General features: G+C 59.6%; 16 protein-coding genes. 9 read left to right on the top strand and 7 right to left on the bottom strand.

Translation table 11 applies throughout. From position 1 onward, the window contains the following. A partial coding sequence (locus tag ACIOZM_RS17180) for a hypothetical protein (protein WP_401215997.1) occupies positions 1 to 262 on the top strand: 262 nt, incomplete at its 5' end. 101 nt (positions 263 to 363) lie between these two features. On the opposite strand, the gene ACIOZM_RS17175 is transcribed toward ACIOZM_RS17180, so the two are convergent. Further along, the gene (locus ACIOZM_RS17175) at positions 364 to 1,773 is read right to left on the bottom strand and encodes a PLP-dependent aminotransferase family protein (RefSeq protein WP_401215995.1); all 1,410 of its coding nucleotides are present in this window, start codon (positions 1,771 to 1,773) and stop codon (positions 364 to 366) included. A gap of 90 nt (positions 1,774 to 1,863) precedes the next feature. On the opposite strand from ACIOZM_RS17175, the gene ACIOZM_RS17170 reads away from it, so the two are divergent. The 4 genes from ACIOZM_RS17170 (at position 1,864) to ACIOZM_RS17155 (ending at position 6,946) form a co-directional block, all read left to right on the top strand. Beyond that, a complete protein-coding gene (locus ACIOZM_RS17170; RefSeq protein WP_401215993.1) occupies positions 1,864 to 2,784 on the top strand; it encodes a DMT family transporter in 921 nt (306 codons plus the stop codon). Between the two features lie 66 nt (positions 2,785 to 2,850). Then, a complete protein-coding gene (locus ACIOZM_RS17165) occupies positions 2,851 to 3,579 on the top strand; it encodes an alanyl-tRNA editing protein (RefSeq protein ID WP_401215991.1) in 729 nt (242 codons plus the stop codon). A 284-nt stretch (positions 3,580 to 3,863) separates the two neighbouring features. Beyond that, positions 3,864 to 5,609: an ABC transporter permease gene (locus ACIOZM_RS17160; RefSeq protein WP_401215989.1), complete on the top strand. Its 1,746-nt coding sequence runs from the start codon at positions 3,864 to 3,866 to the stop codon at positions 5,607 to 5,609. Between the two features lie 14 nt (positions 5,610 to 5,623). Further along, on the top strand, positions 5,624 to 6,946 hold the full coding sequence (locus ACIOZM_RS17155; RefSeq protein WP_401215987.1) for an AAA-associated domain-containing protein: 1,323 nt from the start codon (positions 5,624 to 5,626) through the stop codon (positions 6,944 to 6,946). Between the two features lie 23 nt (positions 6,947 to 6,969). Here ACIOZM_RS17155 and prpD read toward each other — a convergent pair whose 3' ends face one another. From prpD to ACIOZM_RS17125, 6 genes are all read right to left on the bottom strand, one after another. Further along, on the bottom strand, positions 6,970 to 8,454 hold the full coding sequence (prpD, locus tag ACIOZM_RS17150; RefSeq protein ID WP_401215985.1) for a 2-methylcitrate dehydratase: 1,485 nt from the start codon (positions 8,452 to 8,454) through the stop codon (positions 6,970 to 6,972). Positions 8,455 to 8,640: 186 nt separating this feature from the next. Beyond that, the gene (prpF, locus tag ACIOZM_RS17145; protein ID WP_401215983.1) at positions 8,641 to 9,831 is read right to left on the bottom strand and encodes a 2-methylaconitate cis-trans isomerase PrpF; all 1,191 of its coding nucleotides are present in this window, start codon (positions 9,829 to 9,831) and stop codon (positions 8,641 to 8,643) included. A gap of 53 nt (positions 9,832 to 9,884) precedes the next feature. Beyond that, the gene (acnD, locus tag ACIOZM_RS17140) at positions 9,885 to 12,479 is read right to left on the bottom strand and encodes a Fe/S-dependent 2-methylisocitrate dehydratase AcnD (RefSeq protein ID WP_401215981.1); all 2,595 of its coding nucleotides are present in this window, start codon (positions 12,477 to 12,479) and stop codon (positions 9,885 to 9,887) included. A 204-nt stretch (positions 12,480 to 12,683) separates the two neighbouring features. Beyond that, the gene (gene prpC / locus ACIOZM_RS17135) at positions 12,684 to 13,811 is read right to left on the bottom strand and encodes a 2-methylcitrate synthase (protein WP_401215979.1); all 1,128 of its coding nucleotides are present in this window, start codon (positions 13,809 to 13,811) and stop codon (positions 12,684 to 12,686) included. 43 nt (positions 13,812 to 13,854) lie between these two features. Next, on the bottom strand, positions 13,855 to 14,745 hold the full coding sequence (prpB, locus tag ACIOZM_RS17130; RefSeq protein WP_401215977.1) for a methylisocitrate lyase: 891 nt from the start codon (positions 14,743 to 14,745) through the stop codon (positions 13,855 to 13,857). After that, the gene (locus tag ACIOZM_RS17125; RefSeq protein ID WP_401215975.1) at positions 14,742 to 15,467 is read right to left on the bottom strand and encodes a GntR family transcriptional regulator; all 726 of its coding nucleotides are present in this window, start codon (positions 15,465 to 15,467) and stop codon (positions 14,742 to 14,744) included. Before ACIOZM_RS17125 ends, prpB begins: the two co-directional genes overlap by 4 nt. 402 nt (positions 15,468 to 15,869) lie before the next feature. On the opposite strand from ACIOZM_RS17125, the gene ACIOZM_RS17120 reads away from it, so the two are divergent. From ACIOZM_RS17120 to pabB, 4 genes are all read left to right on the top strand, one after another. Next, a complete protein-coding gene (locus tag ACIOZM_RS17120) occupies positions 15,870 to 16,406 on the top strand; it encodes an ATP-dependent zinc protease (protein WP_401215973.1) in 537 nt (178 codons plus the stop codon). A 5-nt stretch (positions 16,407 to 16,411) separates the two neighbouring features. Further along, positions 16,412 to 17,947 (top strand): inactive transglutaminase family protein, encoded by a 1,536-nt coding sequence (locus ACIOZM_RS17115; RefSeq protein ID WP_401215971.1) that lies wholly within the window; start codon positions 16,412 to 16,414, stop codon positions 17,945 to 17,947. Further along, positions 17,947 to 18,933 (top strand): alpha-L-glutamate ligase-like protein, encoded by a 987-nt coding sequence (locus ACIOZM_RS17110; protein WP_401215969.1) that lies wholly within the window; start codon positions 17,947 to 17,949, stop codon positions 18,931 to 18,933. The genes ACIOZM_RS17115 and ACIOZM_RS17110 overlap by 1 nt, the downstream gene beginning before the upstream one ends. 215 nt (positions 18,934 to 19,148) lie before the next feature. Beyond that, on the top strand, positions 19,149 to 20,492 hold the full coding sequence (gene pabB / locus ACIOZM_RS17105) for an aminodeoxychorismate synthase component I (RefSeq protein ID WP_401215967.1): 1,344 nt from the start codon (positions 19,149 to 19,151) through the stop codon (positions 20,490 to 20,492). The last annotated feature ends 163 nt before the right edge of the window (positions 20,493 to 20,655 follow it).

The raw sequence follows: 20,655 nt of genomic DNA, 5'->3' as shown, positions 1-20,655 counted from the left end.
TGTTGTGAATGCAGAATTGCAGACAACCAAAAAACCTGTGGAAGAAGTGTATTGCCTGATCTGGCGCCATCGCTGGCAAGCCAGGCTCCCACAGGGTTTTGTTGTGAATGCAGAATTGCAGACAACCAAAAAACCTGTGGAAGAATTGGATTGCCTGGGCTGGCGCCATCGCTGGCAAGCCAGGCTCCCACAGGGTTTTGTTGTGAATGCAGAATTGCAGACAACCGAAAAACCTGTGGAAGAATTGGATTGCCTGGGCTGACGCCATCGCTGGCAAGCCAGGCTCCCACAGGGTGTTGTTGTGAATGCAGAATTGCAGACAACCAAAAAACCTGTGGGAGCTGGCTTGCCAGCGATGAACGATCACTCGGTCTGTGTCAGTGCCCGAGCAACAGCCTCAAACCCCGCCAGCAACAACCCGTCATCCCCTGCCGCATTACACACACTCGCCCGAATGAACTGCGGCACCGCCGCATGCCCCACCGCGAATGCCTCGGCAGTCGCCACCAGATAGTTGTTCTCTTTCAATTCAGCGGCAATCTGCGATGCCCGCCACGGCTCAGGCACTTCAATCCAGAAATGCGGACTGTGCATCTCAGCCCGGTAATTCAAGCCTTGCAGCACCCCCGCAACCAAGGCCTTGCGCCGTCCGATCTCACGGATCTGCTCATCCAGCAAGCGCTCGGCCATGCCGTTTTCGATCCACTGGCTGGCCACCTCCATCGCCAACGGATTGGCCATCCAGCACGTTGCGCGAATGGCGGCGCTCAAGCGACCGATCAGTGCCTGCGGAGCATGCAGATAACCCACGCGCAAACCGGCGGACACCGCCTTGCTCAGGCTGCCGATCAATACCGAACGCTCCGGGGCGAAATAACTCAGCGGCAACGGACGCTGCCGAATCAGCACGGCATGCGCGTCATCTTCGAGGATCAGCAGATTGTGCTGCCGACAGACTTCGGCAATCGCCTCGCGGCGTGGGACCGACATCACCGCAGCCGTAGGATTCTGGATGGTCGGCGTGCAATACAGCGCGGAAACCCGGTGCTGACGGCAAATGTCCTCCAGCGCTGACGGCAACAGCCCTTCGTCATCCATGGCGGCGCCTATCAGTTTTATCCCGAGCTGGCGTGCGACGCCGATCAGTCCGGGGTAGGACAAATGCTCGGTGACCACGCTATCGCCAGCCTTGAGCAAACCGGTCAATGCGCACAACAGACCATGTTGCCCGCCGTTGACGCACAGCACCTGCTCGGCACTCGGTTCGAACTGCTGATGCCGCAGCCAATGGGCACCCGCCGCCCGATGCCGGGCTAGACCGGTTTCGGCGGTGTACCCGGTCAATTGCTGCAAGGTGCGCGAATCCTGCGCCAGCGCTTGCAGGCTCTGACTCATGAACGCAGCTTCCTGCCCTGGAATCGGCTGATTACGGCTCATGTCAAAGCACGCTTGCGGCTCATCGCTGACGTTGCGAAAGCCTTTGTCCTGCGGCCGCTCCATCCCGCGCTGACGCACATAAGTGCCATCTCCTACACGCGCCACGACCAATCCCACACGCTCCAACTCGCCATAGGCACGACTGATGGTGCCGATGGTCACGCCCAGGCTATCCGCCAGCAACCGGTGCGGCGGCAACTTGCATCCGGTGTCGATTACACCCGCGGCGATTGCCTTCTCGACGGCGTCAGCGAGGCGTTTGTATTTCACCCCAACCCCACCGCTGAGGCCGTCGCGCAGGATTGACACCATGGCAATACTTACTTTGACAGTCATTCGCGCCCCGAATAGCGTGTTGAAAACAGGTTCAATCAGCAATAAGCCTTTTCGCAGATCAGGTCAATTGCGTCGTACGGAGTAGAAATCATGTCGACCGCCATCAGCACGCCGTTAAGCAGCGCCAAACCCTGGCTCGCGGGGCTGATCACCAGCACATTGTTTCTGATCGTTTGCCTGAGCTGGGGCACGACTTGGCTTGGGATCAAGATAGCGGTCGAAAGCGTGCCGCCGCTGACCGCTGCGGGCCTGCGGTTCCTGATCGCGTTTCCGCTGTTTCTGAGCTTTGCGCTGTTGCGCAAGGAACCGCTGCTGTTTCCACGCAAGAGCCGTTGGTTCTTCGTGTTCGTCACGCTGTCGTACTTCAGCCTGCCGTATTACCTGCTGAACTACGGCGAGATGCATGTTTCGTCCGGCCTCACCGCCCTGCTGTTCAGTTGCATGCCGGTGTTCATCCTGATTTTTTCCGCGTTGTTTCTGCGGGAGAAAATCTACCCGTCGCAGATGCTTGGCATCGCCATCGGCTTCGCCAGCCTGTTCATGATTATTCGTGGTCAGGGTTTGCATCTGGATCAGGCCGAATGGTTTGGCGTGCTGGCGATTCTCTGCGCGGCGGTGATGCATGCGCTGTGCTACGTGGTGACCAAGAAACACGGCAGCGCAATCAGCGTCATCACTTACAACACGCTGCCGATCGGCATTGCCGGTTTGATGTTGTTCGTTGTCGGCTTGGGCGTTGAGGCGCCGACTTTCACCGGCATCACCGCCCGCTCGTGGGGCGCCCTGCTCTACCTCGGACTGGTCGCATCGGTAGGCGGATTCATCGTGTATTTCATGCTGCTCAAACGCTTGAGCCCGGTGCTGCTGTCGTTTGTGTTCATCATTTTCCCGGTATTCGCGGTGATCATCGGTGCCTGGTACGAAGGCACGCAAATCACCCGCGACCTGATGCTGTATTCGGCGACCCTGCTCGCCGGTTTCGCGATCACCAAACTGCCGCACAAGCGCTGAATCCTCAACGTGAGCAAGCGCGCTCACTGTTTACTGCAAAGCCATTTTTGAACATTGGAGGTTCAAATGTCTGTCCACACCATGGAAACCCTCACCCTGTTTAACAACGAACCCTATCGGCGTGCCTTCAGCGCCATGGTGATCGCGGTGGTGGATAACGCCGTCGTCCTCGAACACACGCTGTTCTACCCCACCGGCGGCGGACAACCGGGGGATACCGGGCACTTCACGCTCGCGGATGGCACACAGATCGAGGTGATCGGTACGGTGCGCGACCCGTTGCTGCCGTCGATCATCTGGCATCAAGTGCAGCAGTGTCCGCCACACCTGTGCACCGGCGCGCTGGTCAATGCCAGCCTGGATTGGGAGCGGCGTTATCAGCACATGAAAATGCACACCTGCCTGCATCTGCTCGGTTCGATCATCGATGCGCCGGTCACCGGGTGCAGCATCAGCGCCGACAAGGGTCGACTGGACTTCGACCTGCCGGAAATGACCCTCGACAAGGACAGCATCACCCGCGACCTGAACGTGCTGATCGAACAGGGCAGTCCAGTGAATATCCTGTCGATGCCGGCGGCGGAATTGCCAACAGTGCTGGAAACAAACCCCGGCAAAACGGCGAGACCACCCGCCATTCATGGCGACTTGCGGATGGTTGAAGTCAGCGGCATCGACCTTCAGCCCTGCGGCGGCACCCATGTGCACAACACCCGGGAAATCGGCCGGGTGTATTGCGAGAAAATCGAGAAGAAGAGCAAGAGCAACCGCCGGGTGATCCTGCGTTTTGAATGAAGTCATGCGTATGCCTCGCATGAAAACTTCTTCACTCAAAACCGACACTCTCTTTATGCCTTTGTAACATTCCGAAATATACAATCCGCGCAAGCTGCGCATCCGGCCCCTGAGCCGGATGCGCCAGCCCTCCTGGCCCATTGAATTCTCTGGGCCCGCTGCACCTATTTCCCACTTGAACCTGTAGCGCGAGCCTCCACGCTCATTCTCGGTGGGTCACGCTCACAGAAGCTACGCTCAGACAGCCGCGCACCCCACTTAGAACACTGCTGGAATCACTGTTTATGAACAAAGTGTTCCGTCACTACATCCCGGCCTCGACGCGGCGCTTGCTGCCCAACCGCTGGGATTTGATCGCCATGCCGCTGGTGATCGGCTTTTTACTGTTTTTCTCGATTACCGCCCGCGAAACCTGGGCGCCGATCGCCACCCTGCAGAGTGAAGTGGTCTCACTGGACCCGGCCAATCTGCCGGAATATGCCATGCGCACGACTCTGCGCATGCTTGCGGCAATGGTTGCAGCACTGATATTTACCCTGCTCTACGGCACATTGGCCGCGAAAAGTCGCCGCGCCGAAAAACTGCTGGTGCCGGTACTGGACATTCTGCAATCGGTGCCCGTGCTGGGCTATATCTCGTTCACCGTGACCTTCTTTCTGCTGCTGTTTCCTGGCCGGGTACTGGGCGCGGAATTTGCCGCGATATTCGCCATTTTCACCAGTCAGGCCTGGAACATGACCTTCAGCTTCTACCAGTCGCTGCGCATGTTGCCGCTGGATCTGGTGGAAGTCTCGACCAACCTGCAATTGTCCGGCTGGCAGAAGTTCTGGAAGCTCGATGTGCCCTTCGCCATACCCGGACTGGTATGGAACATGATGATGAGCATGTCCGGCGGATGGTTCTTCGTGGTGGCATCCGAGGCGATCACCGTGGGCGACCAGACCATCACCCTGCCGGGGATCGGCTCGTACCTGGCATTGGCCATCGCGCAAAAAGACATGCATGCGGTGGGCTACGTCATTCTGACGATGGTCGTGGTCATCCTGATCTACGACCAGTTTCTGTTTCGCCCGCTGGTGGCCTGGGCCGACAAGTTCCGCATGGAAAACACCGCATCGCAAACCGCTGCGCCGGAATCATGGGTGCTGAATCTGGTTCAGCGCACCCGGATGATCCAGCGCATCCTGCGCCCCATCACCCGCGCCGTCGGCCGGCTCGGCAACCTGCGTTTGAGCCTGCCGCACTCTACGCGCAAGGCCATCGCATCAGAAAGCCCGGCGACGTCAAAGGCGATTGACAGGATCTGGGGTTCACTGATCGCAGTGCTGACCGCTTATGCGCTGTATCACATCGTGCTGTATGTCGGCACCGAAGTGACCCTCGGCGAAGTCGGACATGTCTTGCTTCTGGGGTTCTTCACCTTGCTGCGCGTGGCCGGGCTGATCCTCATCGCCTCGCTGATCTGGGTGCCGCTGGGCGTGATGATCGGTCTGCGACCGGCACTGGCGAACAAGATCCAGCCCTTGGCGCAGTTCCTCGCAGCCTTCCCGGCAAACCTGCTGTTCCCGGTGTTTGTCATCGTGATCCTGCGCTACCAGTTGAACCCTGATATCTGGCTGAGCCCGCTGATTGTGCTGGGTACGCAGTGGTACATCCTGTTCAACGTGATCGCCGGGGCCAGTGCCTTCCCCAATGATTACAAGGAAGCCGCCGCCAACTTCCGCATTCGCGGCTGGCTGTGGTGGCGCAAGGTCATGCTGCCGGGCATTTTCCCCTACTACGTGACTGGCGCAATCACTGCGTCGGGCGGCGCGTGGAACGCCAGCATCGTTTCCGAATTCGTTTCCTGGGGGCAGGACAAGGTCGTCGCCCATGGCTTGGGGGCCTATATCGCTGAAACCACCGCCGCCGGCGACTTTCCGAAAATCACCCTCGGCGTGGTGGTCATGTCGTTCTTTGTGGTGGCCTTCAATCGCTTGGTCTGGCGGCCGATGTACGCCTTGGCCGAAAACAAACTCCGTCTGAATTAACGGGATTCGATTTGATGAATACCTATACCGAACACGCTGCCAGCCCCAGCGAGATCTACTCGCTCACCGACGTGAACCGGGTGTTTGGCAAGGGCAAGGACGAGTTGCAAGTGCTCAGCGGGGTCAACCTGACCCTGCATGAAGGCGAAATCGTCGGCATGCTCGGCCGCTCCGGCTCGGGCAAATCCACCTTGTTGCGGATCATCGCCGGACTGATCCAGCCATCATCGGGTGACGTCCTGTACAACGGCAAACCGTTGAACGGCCCGGCCGAAGGTGTGGCGATGGTGTTCCAGACCTTCGCGCTGTTTCCTTGGCTGACCGTTCTGGAAAACGTCGAGGCCGGCCTGCAAGCCTTGCAAGTCGAACGCAAAGCCGCTCGCAAACGCGCCCTGGCGGCCATCGACCTGATCGGCCTGGATGGTTTCGAAAACGCCTACCCTCGTGAGTTGTCCGGCGGCATGCGTCAGCGCGTGGGGTTTGCCCGTGGGCTGGTGGTCAACCCGACCCTGTTGTTGATGGATGAACCGTTCTCGGCGCTCGACGTATTGACCGCCGAAACCTTGAGAAATGACTTGCTGGACTTGTGGAGCGGCAAGCAACTGCCGATCAAATCCATCCTGATCGTGACCCACAACATCGAAGAAGCGGTGCTGATGTGCGACCGCATCCTGGTGTTGTCGTCCAATCCCGGGCGCGTGGTTGCGGAAATCAAGGTGCCTTTCCCGCACCCGCGCAACCGTCTCGATCCGGCCTTCCGGCAGATGGTCGATGATATTTATGCGCAGATGACCGACCGCCGCAGCGCGGATGCCAGCACCGGAAAACCCGAGTTGAAAATGAGCAGTCCGCTACCGGAAGTCTCGACCAACCTGATGGCGGGCCTGATCGAAACCCTGGCGGCCGCACCCTACAACGGCCACGCCGGTCTGCCCACCGTCGCCGAGCGACGTCTGCTGGAAGTGGACGACCTGTTTCCGGTGGCCGAAATGCTCGAATACCTGGGTTTTGCTGAACTCAAAGGTGCCGACATCACCCTGACCGACGCCGGCAAACTGTTCGCCGACTACGGCACTCAGGAACGTAAAACCCTGTTTGCCGAACATCTGCTCCGGCACATCCCGTTGGCCGCACGCATCCGCCAGGTGTTGCTGGAACGCAATGGCCATCGGGCACCACGGGTGCGTTTCGAGCAGGAACTGGAAGACTCCATGACCGAAGCGTTCGTCGAGAAAAACCTCGAATGCGTGGTGGCCTGGGGACGTTATGCGGAGATTTTCTCCTACGACGACCACACCGAAACGTTCAGCTTGGACGATGTCGAGGGCAGCATGTAACCCCGACAACGTCCGCTCGGGCCTCAGATCATAAATAGATCGACAAAGCGGTTCACCGCCGTCGCTTCAAGCGCTGCCTGATCCTTGCACAACGCGAAAATATCGCCGCTGCGCTGCCCGGTGAAACGCGTTGCCAGATTCGCCCGGAACTTGTCTTCCAGCAATGGCATGCCCTCGGCACGACGGCGACGGTGGCCGATCGGGTATTCCACCACCACGTTCTCGGTGCTGCTGCCGTCCTTGAAAAACACCTGCACCGCGTTGGCAATCGAGCGCTTGTCGGCTTCCAGGTATTCACGGGTGTAACGCGGCTCTTCGACGATGAGCATTTTCTCGCGCAGCACATCGATGATCGGATGCGCCTTGTGGAAATCGTCTTCGTATTGCTCGGCCACCAGATTGCCGAACGCCAGCGGCACGGCGGTCATGTATTGGATGCAGTGATCGCGGTCGGCAGCATTGGCCAGCGGCCCGACCTTGGAAATGATGCGGATCGCTGATTCGTGTGTGGTGATGACGATCCGGTCGATTTCATGCAGACGATTACGCACTTGCGGATGCAAGGTCACTGCCGCTTCACAAGCGGTTTGCGCATGGAATTCGGCGGGGAAGCTTATCTTGAACAGCACGTTTTCCATCACGTAACTGCCGAACGGGCGCGAGAAACTGAAGGCGCGCTTGCCTTCGGGCTTCAGTGCCAGATCGGCATTGGTGTGGCTGAACAACACGTCATAGAAACCCCACTGTTTTGCAGTCAGGACACCGGGAATGCCCATCTCGCCACGCATCGCGATATCGGCAAGCCGCACGCCGCGACTCGACGCATCCCCCGCCGCCCAGGATTTGCGCGAACCGGCGTTTGGCGCATGGCGATAAGTGCGCAGTGCCTGACCGTCAGCGAACGCGTGGGACAGCGCTGACAGCAGTTGCTCGCGATTGGCGCCCATCAATTTGGCGGTGACGGCGGTTGAGGCGACTTTCACCAGAATCACATGGTCGAGCCCGACGCGATTGAAGGAGTTTTCCAGGGCAATCACGCCTTGAATTTCGTGGGCCATGATCATCGCTTCGAGCACATCGCGAATCGTCAGGGGCGCTTCGCCATTGGCCAGGCGTTTCTGCGACAGGTGATCGGCCACCGCGAGAATCCCGCCGAGGTTATCCGAGGGATGACCCCATTCGGCGGCGAGCCAGGTGTCGTTGTAGTCGAGCCAGCGGACGATGCAGCCGATGTCCCACGCGGCTTTCACCGGATCGAGACGATAAGAGGTGCCCGGCACGCGTGCACCAAACGGCACGACGGTGCCCTCGACAATTGGGCCGAGGTGTTTGGTGCATTCGGGAAAGCGCAGCGCCAGCAGGCCGCAGCCCAAAGTATCCATCAGGCAGTTGCGGGCGGTGTTCAGGGCTTCGGCAGATTCGATTTTGAAATTGAGGACGTAATCGGCAATGTCTTGCAGGACATGGTCGTAGTCAGGACGGTTTTTCAGGTCGACGTTGGCGCTCATGTTCGATTCACTCTTGAAGTGGTTCGTTGATGGGACCTCGGTTCAGGCGAGTGGATTTTTATTATTGAAATGCAATCCCCTGTGGGAGCTAGCCTGCTAGCGATAGCGTTGTGTCAGTCGCTATCAATGTTGAATGTCTGGCAGCAATCGCCAGCAGGCTGGCTCCCACAGGGTTTGAGGCGTTACTTAAAAAGAGTCGCCGGGGATTCGCACGTAGCCTTCCATGAGGACGCGTGCACTGCGGCTCATGATGGCTTTTTTCACCACCCATTCGCCGTTTTCCAGGCTGGCTTCAGCGCCGACGCGCAAGGTGCCGGACGGATGGCCGAAGCGCACTGCGTTACGCTCAACGCCGCCGGCTGCCAAATTTACCAGCGTCCCGGAAATCGCCGCCGCCGTGCCAATCGCCACCGCCGCAGTGCCCATCATCGCGTGGTGCAACTTGCCCATCGACAATGCCCGCACCAGCAAATCCACATCGTCCACGCCAATCGCCTTGCCGCTGGACGCCACGTAAGCCGCAGGCCTGGCCACAAATGCGACTTTCGGCGTGTGCTGCCGCTTGGCCGCTTCATCCAGACTGGAAATCAGGCCCATGCGCAACGCGCCGTAAGCGCGGATGGTTTCGAACATCTGCAACGCTTGCGAATCGCTGTTGATCGCGCCTTGCAGCTCGGTGCCGGTGTAGCCGATGTCTTCGGCGTTGACGAAAATCGTCGGAATCCCGGCATTGATCATGGTCGCCTTGAAGGTGCCGACACCCGGCACTTCCAGCTCATCGATCAGGTTACCGGTGGGGAACATCGAACCACCGCCGCCCTCTTCTTCCGCCGCCGGGTCCATGAATTCCACTTGCACTTCGGCGGCCAGGAAGGTCACGCCGTCGAGTTCGAAATCGCCGGTTTCCTGGACTTCACCGTTGGTGATCGGCACGTGCGCGATGATGGTCTTGCCAATATTGGCCTGCCACACGCGCACCACCGCCACACCGTTGTGCGGAATGCGACTGGCGTCGACCAGACCGTTGCTGACGGCGAACGAACCGACCGCTGCCGACAGGTTGCCGCAGTTGCCGCTCCAGTCGACGAAAGGCTTGTCGATGGACACCTGACCGAACAGGTAATCAACGTCGTGATCGGCCTTGATGCTTTTCGACAGGATCACGGTTTTGCTGGTGCTGGAAGTGGCGCCGCCCATGCCGTCGATCTGCTTGTCATAAGGGTCGGGGCTGCCGATCACCCGCAGCAATAAAGCGTCGCGGACCGGGCCGGGCACCTGAGCGACTTCAGGCAAATCCTGCAGGCAGAAGAACACGCCTTTACTGGTGCCGCCGCGCATGTAGGTAGCGGGGATTTTGATTTGTGGTGCGTGAGCCATGGTGCTCCTTACCGAAAGCATGGGACTTACAGTCCCATGCCCACATCAGTTGATTAAACGGCAACCGCCGACTCTTCGAGGAAGTCCTGAGCGAAACGCTGCAACACGCCGCCGGCCTCGTAGATCGACACTTCTTCAGCGGTATCGAGACGGCAAGTCACCGTCACCTCGACGCGCTCGCCGTTCTTGCGATGGATCACCAGCGTCAGGTCTGCGCGCGGTTTTCGCTCGCCGATCACGTCGTAGGTTTCGCTGCCATCGATCGCCAGGGTGTGACGGTCGGTGCCCGGTTTGAATTCCAGCGGCAGCACGCCCATGCCCACCAGGTTGGTGCGGTGAATGCGCTCGAAACCTTCGGCAGCAATCGCTTCCACACCCGCCAGTCGCACGCCTTTGGCCGCCCAGTCGCGGGACGAACCCTGACCGTAATCGGCGCCGGCAATGATGATCAGCGGCTGTTTGCGTTCCATGTAGGTTTCGATGGCTTCCCACATGCGCATTACCTGGCCTTCAGGCTCGACACGGGCCAGCGAGCCCTGCTTGACCTTGCCGTTTTCCACGACCATTTCATTGAACAGCTTCGGGTTGGCGAAGGTTGCACGCTGCGCGGTCAAGTGGTCGCCACGGTGCGTCGCGTAAGAGTTGAAATCCTCTTCCGGCAGGCCCATTTTCGCCAGGTATTCGCCAGCGGCGCTGTCGAGCATGATCGCGTTGGATGGCGACAGGTGATCGGTGGTGATGTTGTCCGGCAGCACCGCCAGCGGGCGCATGCCCTTGAGCGGACGCGCCCCGGCCAGCGCACCTTCCCAGTACGGCGGACGGCGGATGTAGGTGCTCATCTCGCGCCAGTCGTACAGCGGCGTGACTTTCGGGCCGGTGTCTTCATGGACGGCGAACATCGGAATGTAGACCTGACGGAACTGCTCAGGCTTGACCGAGGATTTCACTACCGCGTCGATTTCTTCGTCGCTTGGCCAGATGTCTTTGAGGCGGATCTCCTTGCCATCAACCACGCCGAGCACGTCTTTTTCGATATCGAAACGGATGGTACCGGCAATCGCATACGCGACTACCAATGGCGGCGAAGCAAGGAACGCTTGCTTGGCGTACGGGTGAATCCGGCCATCGAAGTTGCGGTTGCCCGACAGCACAGCGGTGGCGTACAGATCGCGGTCGATGATTTCCTGCTGGATCACTGGATCGAGCGCGCCGGACATGCCGTTGCAGGTGGTGCAGGCGAATGCGACGACACCGAAACCGAGCTGCTCCAGCTCGGTGGTCAGCCCGGCTTCATCGAGGTACAGCGCCACGGTTTTCGAGCCCGGCGCCAGCGAGGATTTGACCCACGGCTTGCGGGTCAGGCCGAGGCGGTTGGCGTTGCGTGCAATCAGGCCGGCAGCGATCACGTTGCGCGGGTTGCTGGTGTTGGTGCAACTGGTGATGGCGGCGATGATCACTGCGCCGTCCGGCATTTGTCCCGGGACTTCGTCCCACTGGCCGGAGATGCCTTTGGCCGCGAGATCCGAGGTCGCAACGCGAGCGTGCGGGTTGCTCGGGCCGGCCATGTTGCGCACGACAGAAGACAGATCGAAGCTCAGGCCACGCTCGTATTGCGCGCCTTTGAGGCTGTTCGCCCACAGCCCGGTGAGTTTGGCGTACTGCTCGACGAGCTGCACTTGCTGGTCTTCACGGCCAGTGAGTTTCAGGTAGTCGATGGTCTGCTGATCGATGTAGAACATCGCGGCAGTGGCGCCGTATTCCGGGGCCATGTTGGAGATGGTTGCGCGGTCGCCGAGGGTCAGCGCCGAGGCGCCTTCGCCGAAGAATTCCAGCCATGCGCCAACCACTTTTTGCTTGCGCAGGTATTCGGTCAGCGCCAGCACCATGTCTGTGGCGGTGATGCCCGGTTGCAGCTTGCCGGTCAGTTCGACGCCGACGCTTTCCGGCAGGCGCATCCACGACGCGCGGCCGAGCATTACGCTTTCGGCTTCGAGGCCGCCGACGCCGATGGCGATCACGCCCAACGCATCGACGTGCGGGGTGTGGCTATCGGTGCCGACGCAGGTGTCGGGGAAAGCCACGCCGTCACGCACCTGGATCACCGGAGACATTTTCTCCAGATTGATCTGGTGCATGATGCCGTTGCCCGGCGGGATTACATCAACGTTCTTGAAGGCCTTTTTGGTCCAGTTGATGAAGTGGAAACGGTCTTCGTTGCGACGGTCTTCGATGGCGCGGTTCTTCTCGAACGCCTGCTTGTCAAAACCGCCCGCTTCCACCGCCAGCGAGTGGTCGACGATCAATTGCGTCGGTACCACCGGATTGACCTGTGCCGGGTCGCCGCCCTGCAAGGCAATCGCGTCGCGCAGACCGGCGAGGTCGACCAGCGCAGTCTGGCCAAGAATGTCATGGCACACGACGCGGGCCGGGAACCACGGGAAGTCGAGGTCGCGTTTGCGTTCGATCAGTTGCTTCAGCGAATCGCTGAGCGTGGCCGGGTCGCAGCGACGCACGAGGTTTTCCGCCAGCACGCGCGAGGTGTACGGCAGGGTGTCGTAGCTGCCGGGCTGAATCGCCTCGACGGCCGCACGGGCGTCGAAGTAGTTCAGCGGGCTGCCGGGCAACGGTTTACGGAATTCTGTGTTCATCGGGTCAGGACTCGGGGCACGGTAGTTTCAAAGGGATGGCCAGACACCTGTTTAAAATTCACGCATAACCCTGTGGGAGCTGGCTTGCCAGCGATAGCGGTGGGCCAGTCACATCTATGCTGGATGTGACTCAGTCATCGCTGGCAAGCCAGCTCCCACAGGGATTTTGGTGAACTCTATTTCGGTGTTCAGGCCTCCCCCCACTCAGCGACGTTCGATTGGCACGAACTTGCGCTGTTCGACGCCGATGTACTCGGCGCTCGGGCGGATGATGCGGTTGTTGGCACGTTGTTCGAACACATGCGCGGCCCAGCCGGTCAGGCGCGAGCAGACGAAGATCGGCGTGAACAGCTTGGTCGGGATGCCCATGAAGTGGTACGCCGAAGCATGGTAGAAGTCGGCGTTCGGGAACAGCTTCTTCTGTTCCCACATGGTTTTGTCGATGGCTTCGGAGACCGGGAACAACACCTTGTCACCGACTTCGTCAGCGAGTTTTTTCGCCCAGCCCTTGATCACTTCGTTGCGCGGATCGCTGTCCTTATAGATCGCGTGGCCGAAGCCCATGATCTTGTCCTTGCGCTCAAGCATGCCGAGGGTGCCTTTGATCGCCTCTTCCGGCGACGAGAAGCGCTCGATCATTTCCATCGCCGCTTCGTTGGCGCCGCCATGCAGCGGACCGCGCAACGAACCGATGGCGGCGGTGACGCAGGAATACAGGTCGGACAGGGTCGAAGCACATACGCGAGCGGTAAACGTCGAAGCGTTGAATTCATGCTCGGCGTAGAGAATCAGCGAAACGTTCATCACCTTGACGTGCAGTTCGCTCGGCTTCTTGTCGTGCAGCAAGTGCAGGAAGTGGCCGCCGATGGTCGGCTCGTCGCTCACACAATTGATGCGTTTGCCGTCGTGGCTGAAGCGATACCAGTAGCACATGATGGCCGGGAACGCGGCCAGCAAACGGTCGGTCTTGTCACGTTGCTCGGAGAAGTCTTTCTCCGGCTCGAGGTTGCCGAGGAACGAGCAACCGGTGCGCATCACGTCCATCGGGTGAGCGTCAGCGGGGATGCGTTCCAGCACTTCTTTCAGCGCTTGCGGCAGGTCGCGCAGCTTGCCCAGTTTGCCTTGGTATTCGGCGAGTTGCGCTTTGCTCGGCAGTTCGCCGTAGAGCAGCAGATAAGCCACTTCTTCAAATTGTGCATCTGCCGCCAGTTCGCGCACATCGTAGCCGCGATAGGTCAGACCGGCACCGGCCTGGCCCACGGTGGAGAGTGCGGTTTGCCCGGCAACCTGGCCACGGAGCCCGGCGCCACTGAGTACTTTTGCTTCGGCCATTGTTTTCTCCAATTTTGAATTTGTTAGGGAGTACGGCTGCGACTTACTTCTTCGCGGCAAACAACGCATCGAGCTTCTGCTCGAACGTGTGGTAGTCGATGCGATCGTAAAGCTCCATGCGAGTCTGCATGGTGTCGATGACGTTCTGTTGCGTGCCGTCGCGGCGGATCGCGGTGTAGACGTTTTCCGCAGCCTTGTTCATCGCGCGGAACGCCGACAGCGGATACAGCACCAGCGACACGTCGGCACCGGCCAGTTGCTCGGTGGTGTACAGCGGCGTCGAGCCAAATTCGGTGATGTTGGCGAGGATCGGCGCCTTCACGCGATTGGCGAACAGCTTGTACATCTCAAGCTCGGTGATGGCTTCAGGGAAGATCATGTCGGCGCCGGCCTCGATGCACGCGGCAGCGCGATCCAGTGCCGATTCCAGACCTTCGACCGCCAGCGCATCGGTACGCGCCATGATCACGAAGCTGTCATCGGTACGGGCATCGACCGCAGCCTTGATCCGATCGACCATTTCCTGCTGCGAAACGATTTCTTTATTCGGGCGATGACCGCAGCGCTTGGCGCCAACCTGGTCTTCGATGTGAATCGCCGCCGCGCCGAACTTGATCATCGACTTGACGGTGCGCGCCACGTTGAACGCCGAGGAACCGAAACCGGTATCCACGTCCACCAGCAGCGGCAGATCGCAAACGTCGGTGATCCGGCGCACGTCGGTCAGCACGTCATCCAGACCGGTGATGCCCAGATCCGGCACGCCAAGGGAACCTGCGGCCACCCCGCCACCGGACAGGTAAATCGCCTTGAAACCCGCGCGCTTGGCCAGCAGCGCATGGTTGGCGTTGATCGCGCCGACCACTTGCAATGGATGCTCGCTAGCGACCGCATCGCGGAAACGCTGGCCTGGAGTGTTCTGCCTGGAACTCATGACTCACCTCGTTCAGTGGCTGTCTTATTGTGGGCGCCGTCCTGGTAATGACGGGCGATGTTGCGTTTCGAGGCGCCGATGTGACGGCGCATCAACAATTCCGCGAGCTCGCCGTCACGGTCGGCGATGGCATCGAGAATCCGGTGGTGTTCGGCAAAGGCCTGGCGCGGGCGGTTGGGCGTGGTGGAGAACTGGATACGGTACATGCGCACCAGTTGATACAGCTCGCCGCAGAGCATTTGCGTGAGGGTGCGGTTGCCGCTGCCCTGGATGATCCGGTAGTGGAAGTCGAAATCGCCTTCCTGCTGGTAATAGCCGACACCGGCCTGAAACGCCGCGTCGCGCTCATGGGTTTCGAGTACCCGGCGCAGTTCGTCGATTTCTTCGACGCTCATGCGCTCGGCGGCCAAGCGACAGGCCATGCCTTCGAGGGATTCACGGATTTCATAGAGTTCCAGCAACTCGGCATGGCTCAGCGATACCACTCGGGCGCCGACGTGCGGCACCCGCACCAGCAGGCGCTGGCCTTCGAGCCGATGGATCGCTTCACGCAGCGGGCCACGACTGATGCCATAGGTACGCGCCAGCTCCGGCTCGGAAATCTTGCTGCCCGGGGCGATCTCGCCCTTGACGATAGCGGCCTGAATGCGCCGGAAGACGTTTTCCGAAAGCGTCTCGGAATCGTCGCCGCTGAAGACCGGGGGGCCGAGTAGATCGAGCATGATTGTCGACACCTTTAAATCTAATGCGGCAAAAACTAGCTAATTAGCCCGCATCAGTCAAAGGAAAAATAGGTATTGTCGACAATCGTCTAATAACCCCGGGCAATCTTCCAATTGATCTAATCCCTGTGGGAGCGAGCCTGCTCGCGAAAGCGTAGTGTCATTCAGCATCTGCTCAGGATGACGCACCGCCTTCGCGAGCAGGCTCGCTCCCACAGGAATCCCCAAGGGTTATAGACCCCCTCGGGCGCTGGCGCCATAAAACCACCGTGCTAGAATGCCGCCCGCATTTGCTGGCCATTTGTACGGCTTGTCATAAAAAGCTGATAGGCACACGAAAGGGGTTTGCGCAGTCATTGCCAGGCACCTGAACCGAAAACGGAACGCTGCGCACCAGGATTTATGAGACTCAAGCCCTTCCCCACATTCTTTGCATTGTTTTGCCTGCCCGGCCTTGCCGCCGCGGGGGAAAAAACCGTGTACGGCCTCAACGAATACGCATCGCTTGATGGCATCAATCTGCAAGTCGCGGCCAAACTCGATACCGGCGCGAAAACCGCCTCGCTGAGCGCCCGCGACATCAAACGCTTCAAACGCAACGGCGAGTCCTGGGTGCGCTTCTATCTGGCCATCGACGCCGCGCATTCGCACCCGATTGAACGGCCGCTGGCGCGGGTCAGCAAGATCAAGCGCCGTGCCGGTGATTACGACCCGGACGAAGGCAAGAAGTACACCGCCCGCCCGGTAATCGAACTGGATATCTGCATGGGCACGGCGTTGCGCAGCATCGAAGTGAACCTGACCGACCGTAGTGCGTTCCAATACCCGCTTTTGATCGGCTCCGAAGCGCTGAAACGCTTCGATGCGCTGGTCGACCCCAGTCTTAAATACGCTGCCGGCAAACCTGCCTGCATTATCGCCGCTCATACCGCCGAGTAATTTCCATGCGTTCGCTTACCTTCCACCTGAAAATCCTGATCACCATCCTGGTGTTGCTGGGCGTTTCGGTTACGGCCTATCAGATTTTCGTGCTCGGCATCCCGGTGACCGAAGACGCCACCGACGACTTGTGGAACATCGACGCCAAAGTCGAGTTCGTCGCCAGCACCAAGGACCCGGTGAAGATCCAGATGTTCGTGCCGCCTCTGAGCCGCGATTACGTCAGCCTCAATGAGAGCTTCATCTCCAACAACTACGGTGTGGCGGTCAACCGCGTTGACGGCAACCGCAAGGTCACCTGGTCTGCGCGCCGGGCCAAGGGCAATCAGACGCTTTATTACCGTCTGGTGCTGACCAAGCGTTACACCGCAGAAAAATCCAAGATCAAAGGCCCGACCTTCCGCGACAGCATGGCCATCGAAGGCCCGGAGAAGATCGCCGCCGAAGCTCTGCTCGCGCCGATCCGCCAGCACTCGGCTGACGTCGAAACCTTCATCGGCGAAGCGATCAAACGCGTCAACAACCTCAACGACGACAACGTGAAGCTGCTGCTGGCCGGCGATCCGTCCACTGCGCACAAAGCCAAAATCGTCGAGCTGCTGTTGTCCATCGCCCACGTGCCAGTGGAAAAAGTCCACACCATCCGCCTGGTCGCCGATCAGCCGCAAACCCCTGAACTGTGGCTGCGCAGCTTCAATGGCAACGACTGGCTGTACTTCAATCCGGAAACCGGCGAGCAAGGCCTGCCAATCGACCGCCTGCTGTGGTGGACCGGTGATGAAAACCTGATCACCGTCGATGGCGGCAAGAAAGCCAACGTGACCTTCAGCCTGAACAACAGCGAGATGAACGCGATTCGTCTGGCCAAGCTGACCGACGAAAATACCGACGCCAACTTCCTCGAATACTCGCTGTACGGCTTGCCGCTGCAGACCCAGCAGACTTTCATGATCATGGTGATGATCCCGATTGGCGTGCTGGTGATTCTGATCCTGCGCAACCTGATCGGCCTGCAGACCCTCGGCACCTTTACTCCGGTGCTGATTGCCCTGGCCTTCCGCGAGACTCAGCTGGGCTTCGGCATTCTGCTGTTTACCGTGATAACCGCGCTGGGCCTGTCATTACGTTCGTATCTGGAACACCTCAAGCTGCAAATGCTGCCGCGACTCTCGGTGGTGTTGACGTTTGTGGTGGTGCTGATCGCGGCGATCAGTCTGTTCAGCCATAAACTCGGTCTGGAACGTGGTCTGTCGGTGGCGCTGTTCCCGATGGTGATTCTGACCATGACCATTGAACGTCTGTCGATCACCTGGGAAGAACGCGGTGCCAGCCATGCAATGAAAGTGGCGATTGGCACGCTGTTCGCCGCTTCCCTGGCGCACCTGATCATGACCGTGCCGGAGCTGGTGTACTTCGTGTTCACCTTCCCGGCGATCCTGCTGATTCTGGTCGGTTTCATGCTGGCGATGGGTCGTTATCGCGGCTACCGCCTGACCGAACTGGTGCGTTTCAAGGCTTTCCTGAAGAAGGCTGACGCCTGATGTTCGGTTTCTGGAAGACCTGGAAGGCCCTGGAAGCCCGGGGCATCATGGGCATCAATCGGCGTAACGCGGACTACGTGCTCAAGTACAACAAGCGCAGTCTGTACCCGATTGTCGATGACAAGATCATCACCAAGGAGCGCGCCATCGAGGCCGGCATTCATGTGCCGGAGCTGTATGGCGTGATCTCCACCGAGAAGGAAATCGACAAGCTCGGCGAGATCATCGGCGGGCGCAGCGACTTCGTGATCAAACCGGCGCAAGGCGCCGGCGGTGACGGCATTATTGTGGTGGCCGACCGTTTCGAAGGTCGCTATCGCACGGTGTCGGGCAAGATCATTGACCACGAAGAGCTTGAGCACCACATTTCCAGCATCCTCACCGGCCTCTATTCGCTGGGCGGCCACCGTGACCGCGCACTGATCGAATACCGCGTGACCCCGGACCAGATCTTCAAAAGCATCAGCTACGAAGGCGTGCCGGACATCCGCATCATCGTGCTGATGGGTTACCCGGTGATGGCGATGTTGCGCCTGCCGACTCGCCAGTCCGGCGGCAAGGCCAACCTGCACCAGGGCGCCATCGGCGTCGGCGTCGATCTGGCCACCGGCCTGACCCTGCGCGGCACCTGGCTGAACAACATCATCACCAAACACCCGGACACCACCAACGCGGTGGATGGTGTGCAACTGCCCTACTGGGACGGTTTCATGAAACTCGCTGCCGGCTGTTATGAGCTGTGCGGGTTGGGTTATATCGGTGTGGACATGGTGCTTGATCAGGAGAAAGGCCCGCTGATTCTTGAGCTGAATGCGCGGCCGGGGCTGAACATTCAGATTGCCAATGACTGCGGGCTGACGTTGCGCACGCATGCGGTTGAAGCGCATCTGGAAGAGCTGAAGGCGCGTGGTGTGACGGAGTCGGTTGAAGAGCGAGTGGCGTTTGTTCAGGAGTTGTTTGGGCATATTCCAGCCGTCGAAGGTTGATTCCAGACCGAGTCGAGGCCATCGCGAGCAGGCTCACTCCTACATTTGGAACGCATTCTCCTGTAGGAGTGAGCCTGCTCGCGATGGCTTATTCACAGCCACCACAGGATTCAACCCTGCCCCCCAACCTGCCAATTCCCGACATCCCCTCTAGGAGCAAATCCCCCAGAGGACTACAATCCCCACCCCGCCTCGATGGCCGATTTGCCCCGCCCATGTTGACCTGTTCCGTACACCCGCTGCCCTACCGCGCCAACCCCGCCGATTACTTCGCGGCGATCCGCCATGCACCCGGCGCCGTATTGCTCGACAGCGGCCGGCCGAGTGCCGACCGTGGTCGATATGACTTGCTCAGCGCCTGGCCGCTGGAGCAACTGGCCGTTCTGCCTGACGAAAGCGGCAGCCTTTTCCTGCAACGCCTGCGCACCGTTCTTACGCGTCTGGGTGAAGCGCAGTTGCCTGCGGAATATGAACTGCCGTTCGCTGGCGGTCTGATCGGCTATCTGAGCTACGACTTCGGTCGACATCTGGAAAATCTGCCGAGTCAGGCACGGGACGACCTGCAATTACCCGATGCGCGTTTTGGCCTGTACGACTGGGCGCTGGTCAGCGATCACCAGACGGCCAGCAGCCAATTGGTGTTTCATCCGTCGATCGATGAAAGTGAAAAACAGCGCCTGATTGAGTTGTTTACACAGCCGGTGTCCGCGACTTTGACGCCCTTCAAGCTCAACAACCCGATGACCGCCGATCTCTCAGCCGAAGACTATCGCCAGGCCTTCGAACGCATTCAGCAGTACATCCAGGCCGGTGACTGCTATCAGGTCAATTTCGCCCAGCGCTTTCGTGCGTCCTGCTCGGGAGATCCATGGTTGGCGTATTGCGCACTGCGCGCCGCTTGTCCGACGCCGTTCTCCGGTTTCCAGAGTTTGCCGGATAGCGGCGCGGTGTTGAGTCTGTCGCCGGAGCGCTTCGTCAAAGTCAGCCAGCGTCAGGTGGAAACCCGTCCGATCAAGGGCACTCGCCCGCGCGGCCTGACCCCGGCCGAAGATGCCGCCAACGCCGCCGAACTGCTGGCCAGCCCCAAGGATCGTGCGGAAAACCTGATGATCGTCGACCTGCTGCGCAACGATCTGGGGCGTACCTGCCGCACCGGTTCGGTTCGGGTGCCGGAGTTGTTCAGTCTGGAAAGCTATCCGAATGTGCATCACCTGGTCAGCAGCGTGACCGGTGAACTGGCGCAGGATCGCGATGCGCTGGATCTGATCGCTGGCAGCTTCCCGGGAGGCTCGATCACTGGCGCGCCGAAGATTCGGGCGATGCAAATCATCGACGAACTGGAACCGACCCGTCGGGGTTTGTATTGCGGATCATTGGTGTATCTGGATGTGCGCGGCGAGATGGACAGCTCCATCGCGATCCGCAGTTTGCTGGTGAAGGATGGTCAGGTGTGCTGCTGGGGTGGTGGCGGGATTGTGGCTGATTCGGAATGGGAGGCTGAGTATCAGGAGTCGATCACCAAGGTGAAGATCCTGCTGGAAACCCTGCAAAACCTCTGACAAATACAATCCCCTGTAGGAGCTGCCGAAGGCTGCGATCTTTTGATCTGGCTTTTCAAAAGCAAAGTCAAAAGATCGCAGCCTTCGGCAGCTCCTTGTATGTTGCTCCCACACCAATCGAGTGAGTCTAAGCTCGCTGGTGCGGACATACGAAGATGTGTTT

This window comes from Pseudomonas sp. NPDC087346, assembly GCF_044744235.1.
Classification (GTDB): Bacteria; Pseudomonadota; Gammaproteobacteria; order Pseudomonadales; family Pseudomonadaceae; genus Aquipseudomonas.
The sequence above is the reverse complement of the archived record's forward strand: the minus strand, read 5'-3'. Positions and strand labels throughout refer to the sequence as shown.

Excerpts from the sequence above, each read along its gene's own strand:
- pabB (WP_401215967.1), top strand. The coding sequence starts at position 19,149 with ATGTTGACCTGTTCCGTACACCCGCTGCCCTACCGCGCCAACCCCGCC.
- ACIOZM_RS17155 (WP_401215987.1), top strand. The coding sequence starts at position 5,624 with ATGAATACCTATACCGAACACGCTGCCAGCCCCAGCGAGATCTACTCG.
- ACIOZM_RS17170 (WP_401215993.1), top strand. The coding sequence starts at position 1,864 with ATGTCGACCGCCATCAGCACGCCGTTAAGCAGCGCCAAACCCTGGCTC.
- ACIOZM_RS17160 (WP_401215989.1), top strand. The coding sequence starts at position 3,864 with ATGAACAAAGTGTTCCGTCACTACATCCCGGCCTCGACGCGGCGCTTG.
- ACIOZM_RS17110 (WP_401215969.1), top strand. The coding sequence starts at position 17,947 with ATGTTCGGTTTCTGGAAGACCTGGAAGGCCCTGGAAGCCCGGGGCATC.
- ACIOZM_RS17165 (WP_401215991.1), top strand. The coding sequence starts at position 2,851 with ATGTCTGTCCACACCATGGAAACCCTCACCCTGTTTAACAACGAACCC.
- ACIOZM_RS17175 (WP_401215995.1), bottom strand. The coding sequence starts at position 1,773 with ATGACTGTCAAAGTAAGTATTGCCATGGTGTCAATCCTGCGCGACGGC.
- ACIOZM_RS17125 (WP_401215975.1), bottom strand. The coding sequence starts at position 15,467 with ATGCTCGATCTACTCGGCCCCCCGGTCTTCAGCGGCGACGATTCCGAG.
- prpF (WP_401215983.1), bottom strand. The coding sequence starts at position 9,831 with ATGGCTCACGCACCACAAATCAAAATCCCCGCTACCTACATGCGCGGC.
- ACIOZM_RS17115 (WP_401215971.1), top strand. The coding sequence starts at position 16,412 with ATGCGTTCGCTTACCTTCCACCTGAAAATCCTGATCACCATCCTGGTG.
- prpB (WP_401215977.1), bottom strand. The coding sequence starts at position 14,745 with ATGAGTTCCAGGCAGAACACTCCAGGCCAGCGTTTCCGCGATGCGGTC.
- acnD (WP_401215981.1), bottom strand. The coding sequence starts at position 12,479 with ATGAACACAGAATTCCGTAAACCGTTGCCCGGCAGCCCGCTGAACTAC.
- prpD (WP_401215985.1), bottom strand. The coding sequence starts at position 8,454 with ATGAGCGCCAACGTCGACCTGAAAAACCGTCCTGACTACGACCATGTC.
- ACIOZM_RS17120 (WP_401215973.1), top strand. The coding sequence starts at position 15,870 with ATGAGACTCAAGCCCTTCCCCACATTCTTTGCATTGTTTTGCCTGCCC.
- prpC (WP_401215979.1), bottom strand. The coding sequence starts at position 13,811 with ATGGCCGAAGCAAAAGTACTCAGTGGCGCCGGGCTCCGTGGCCAGGTT.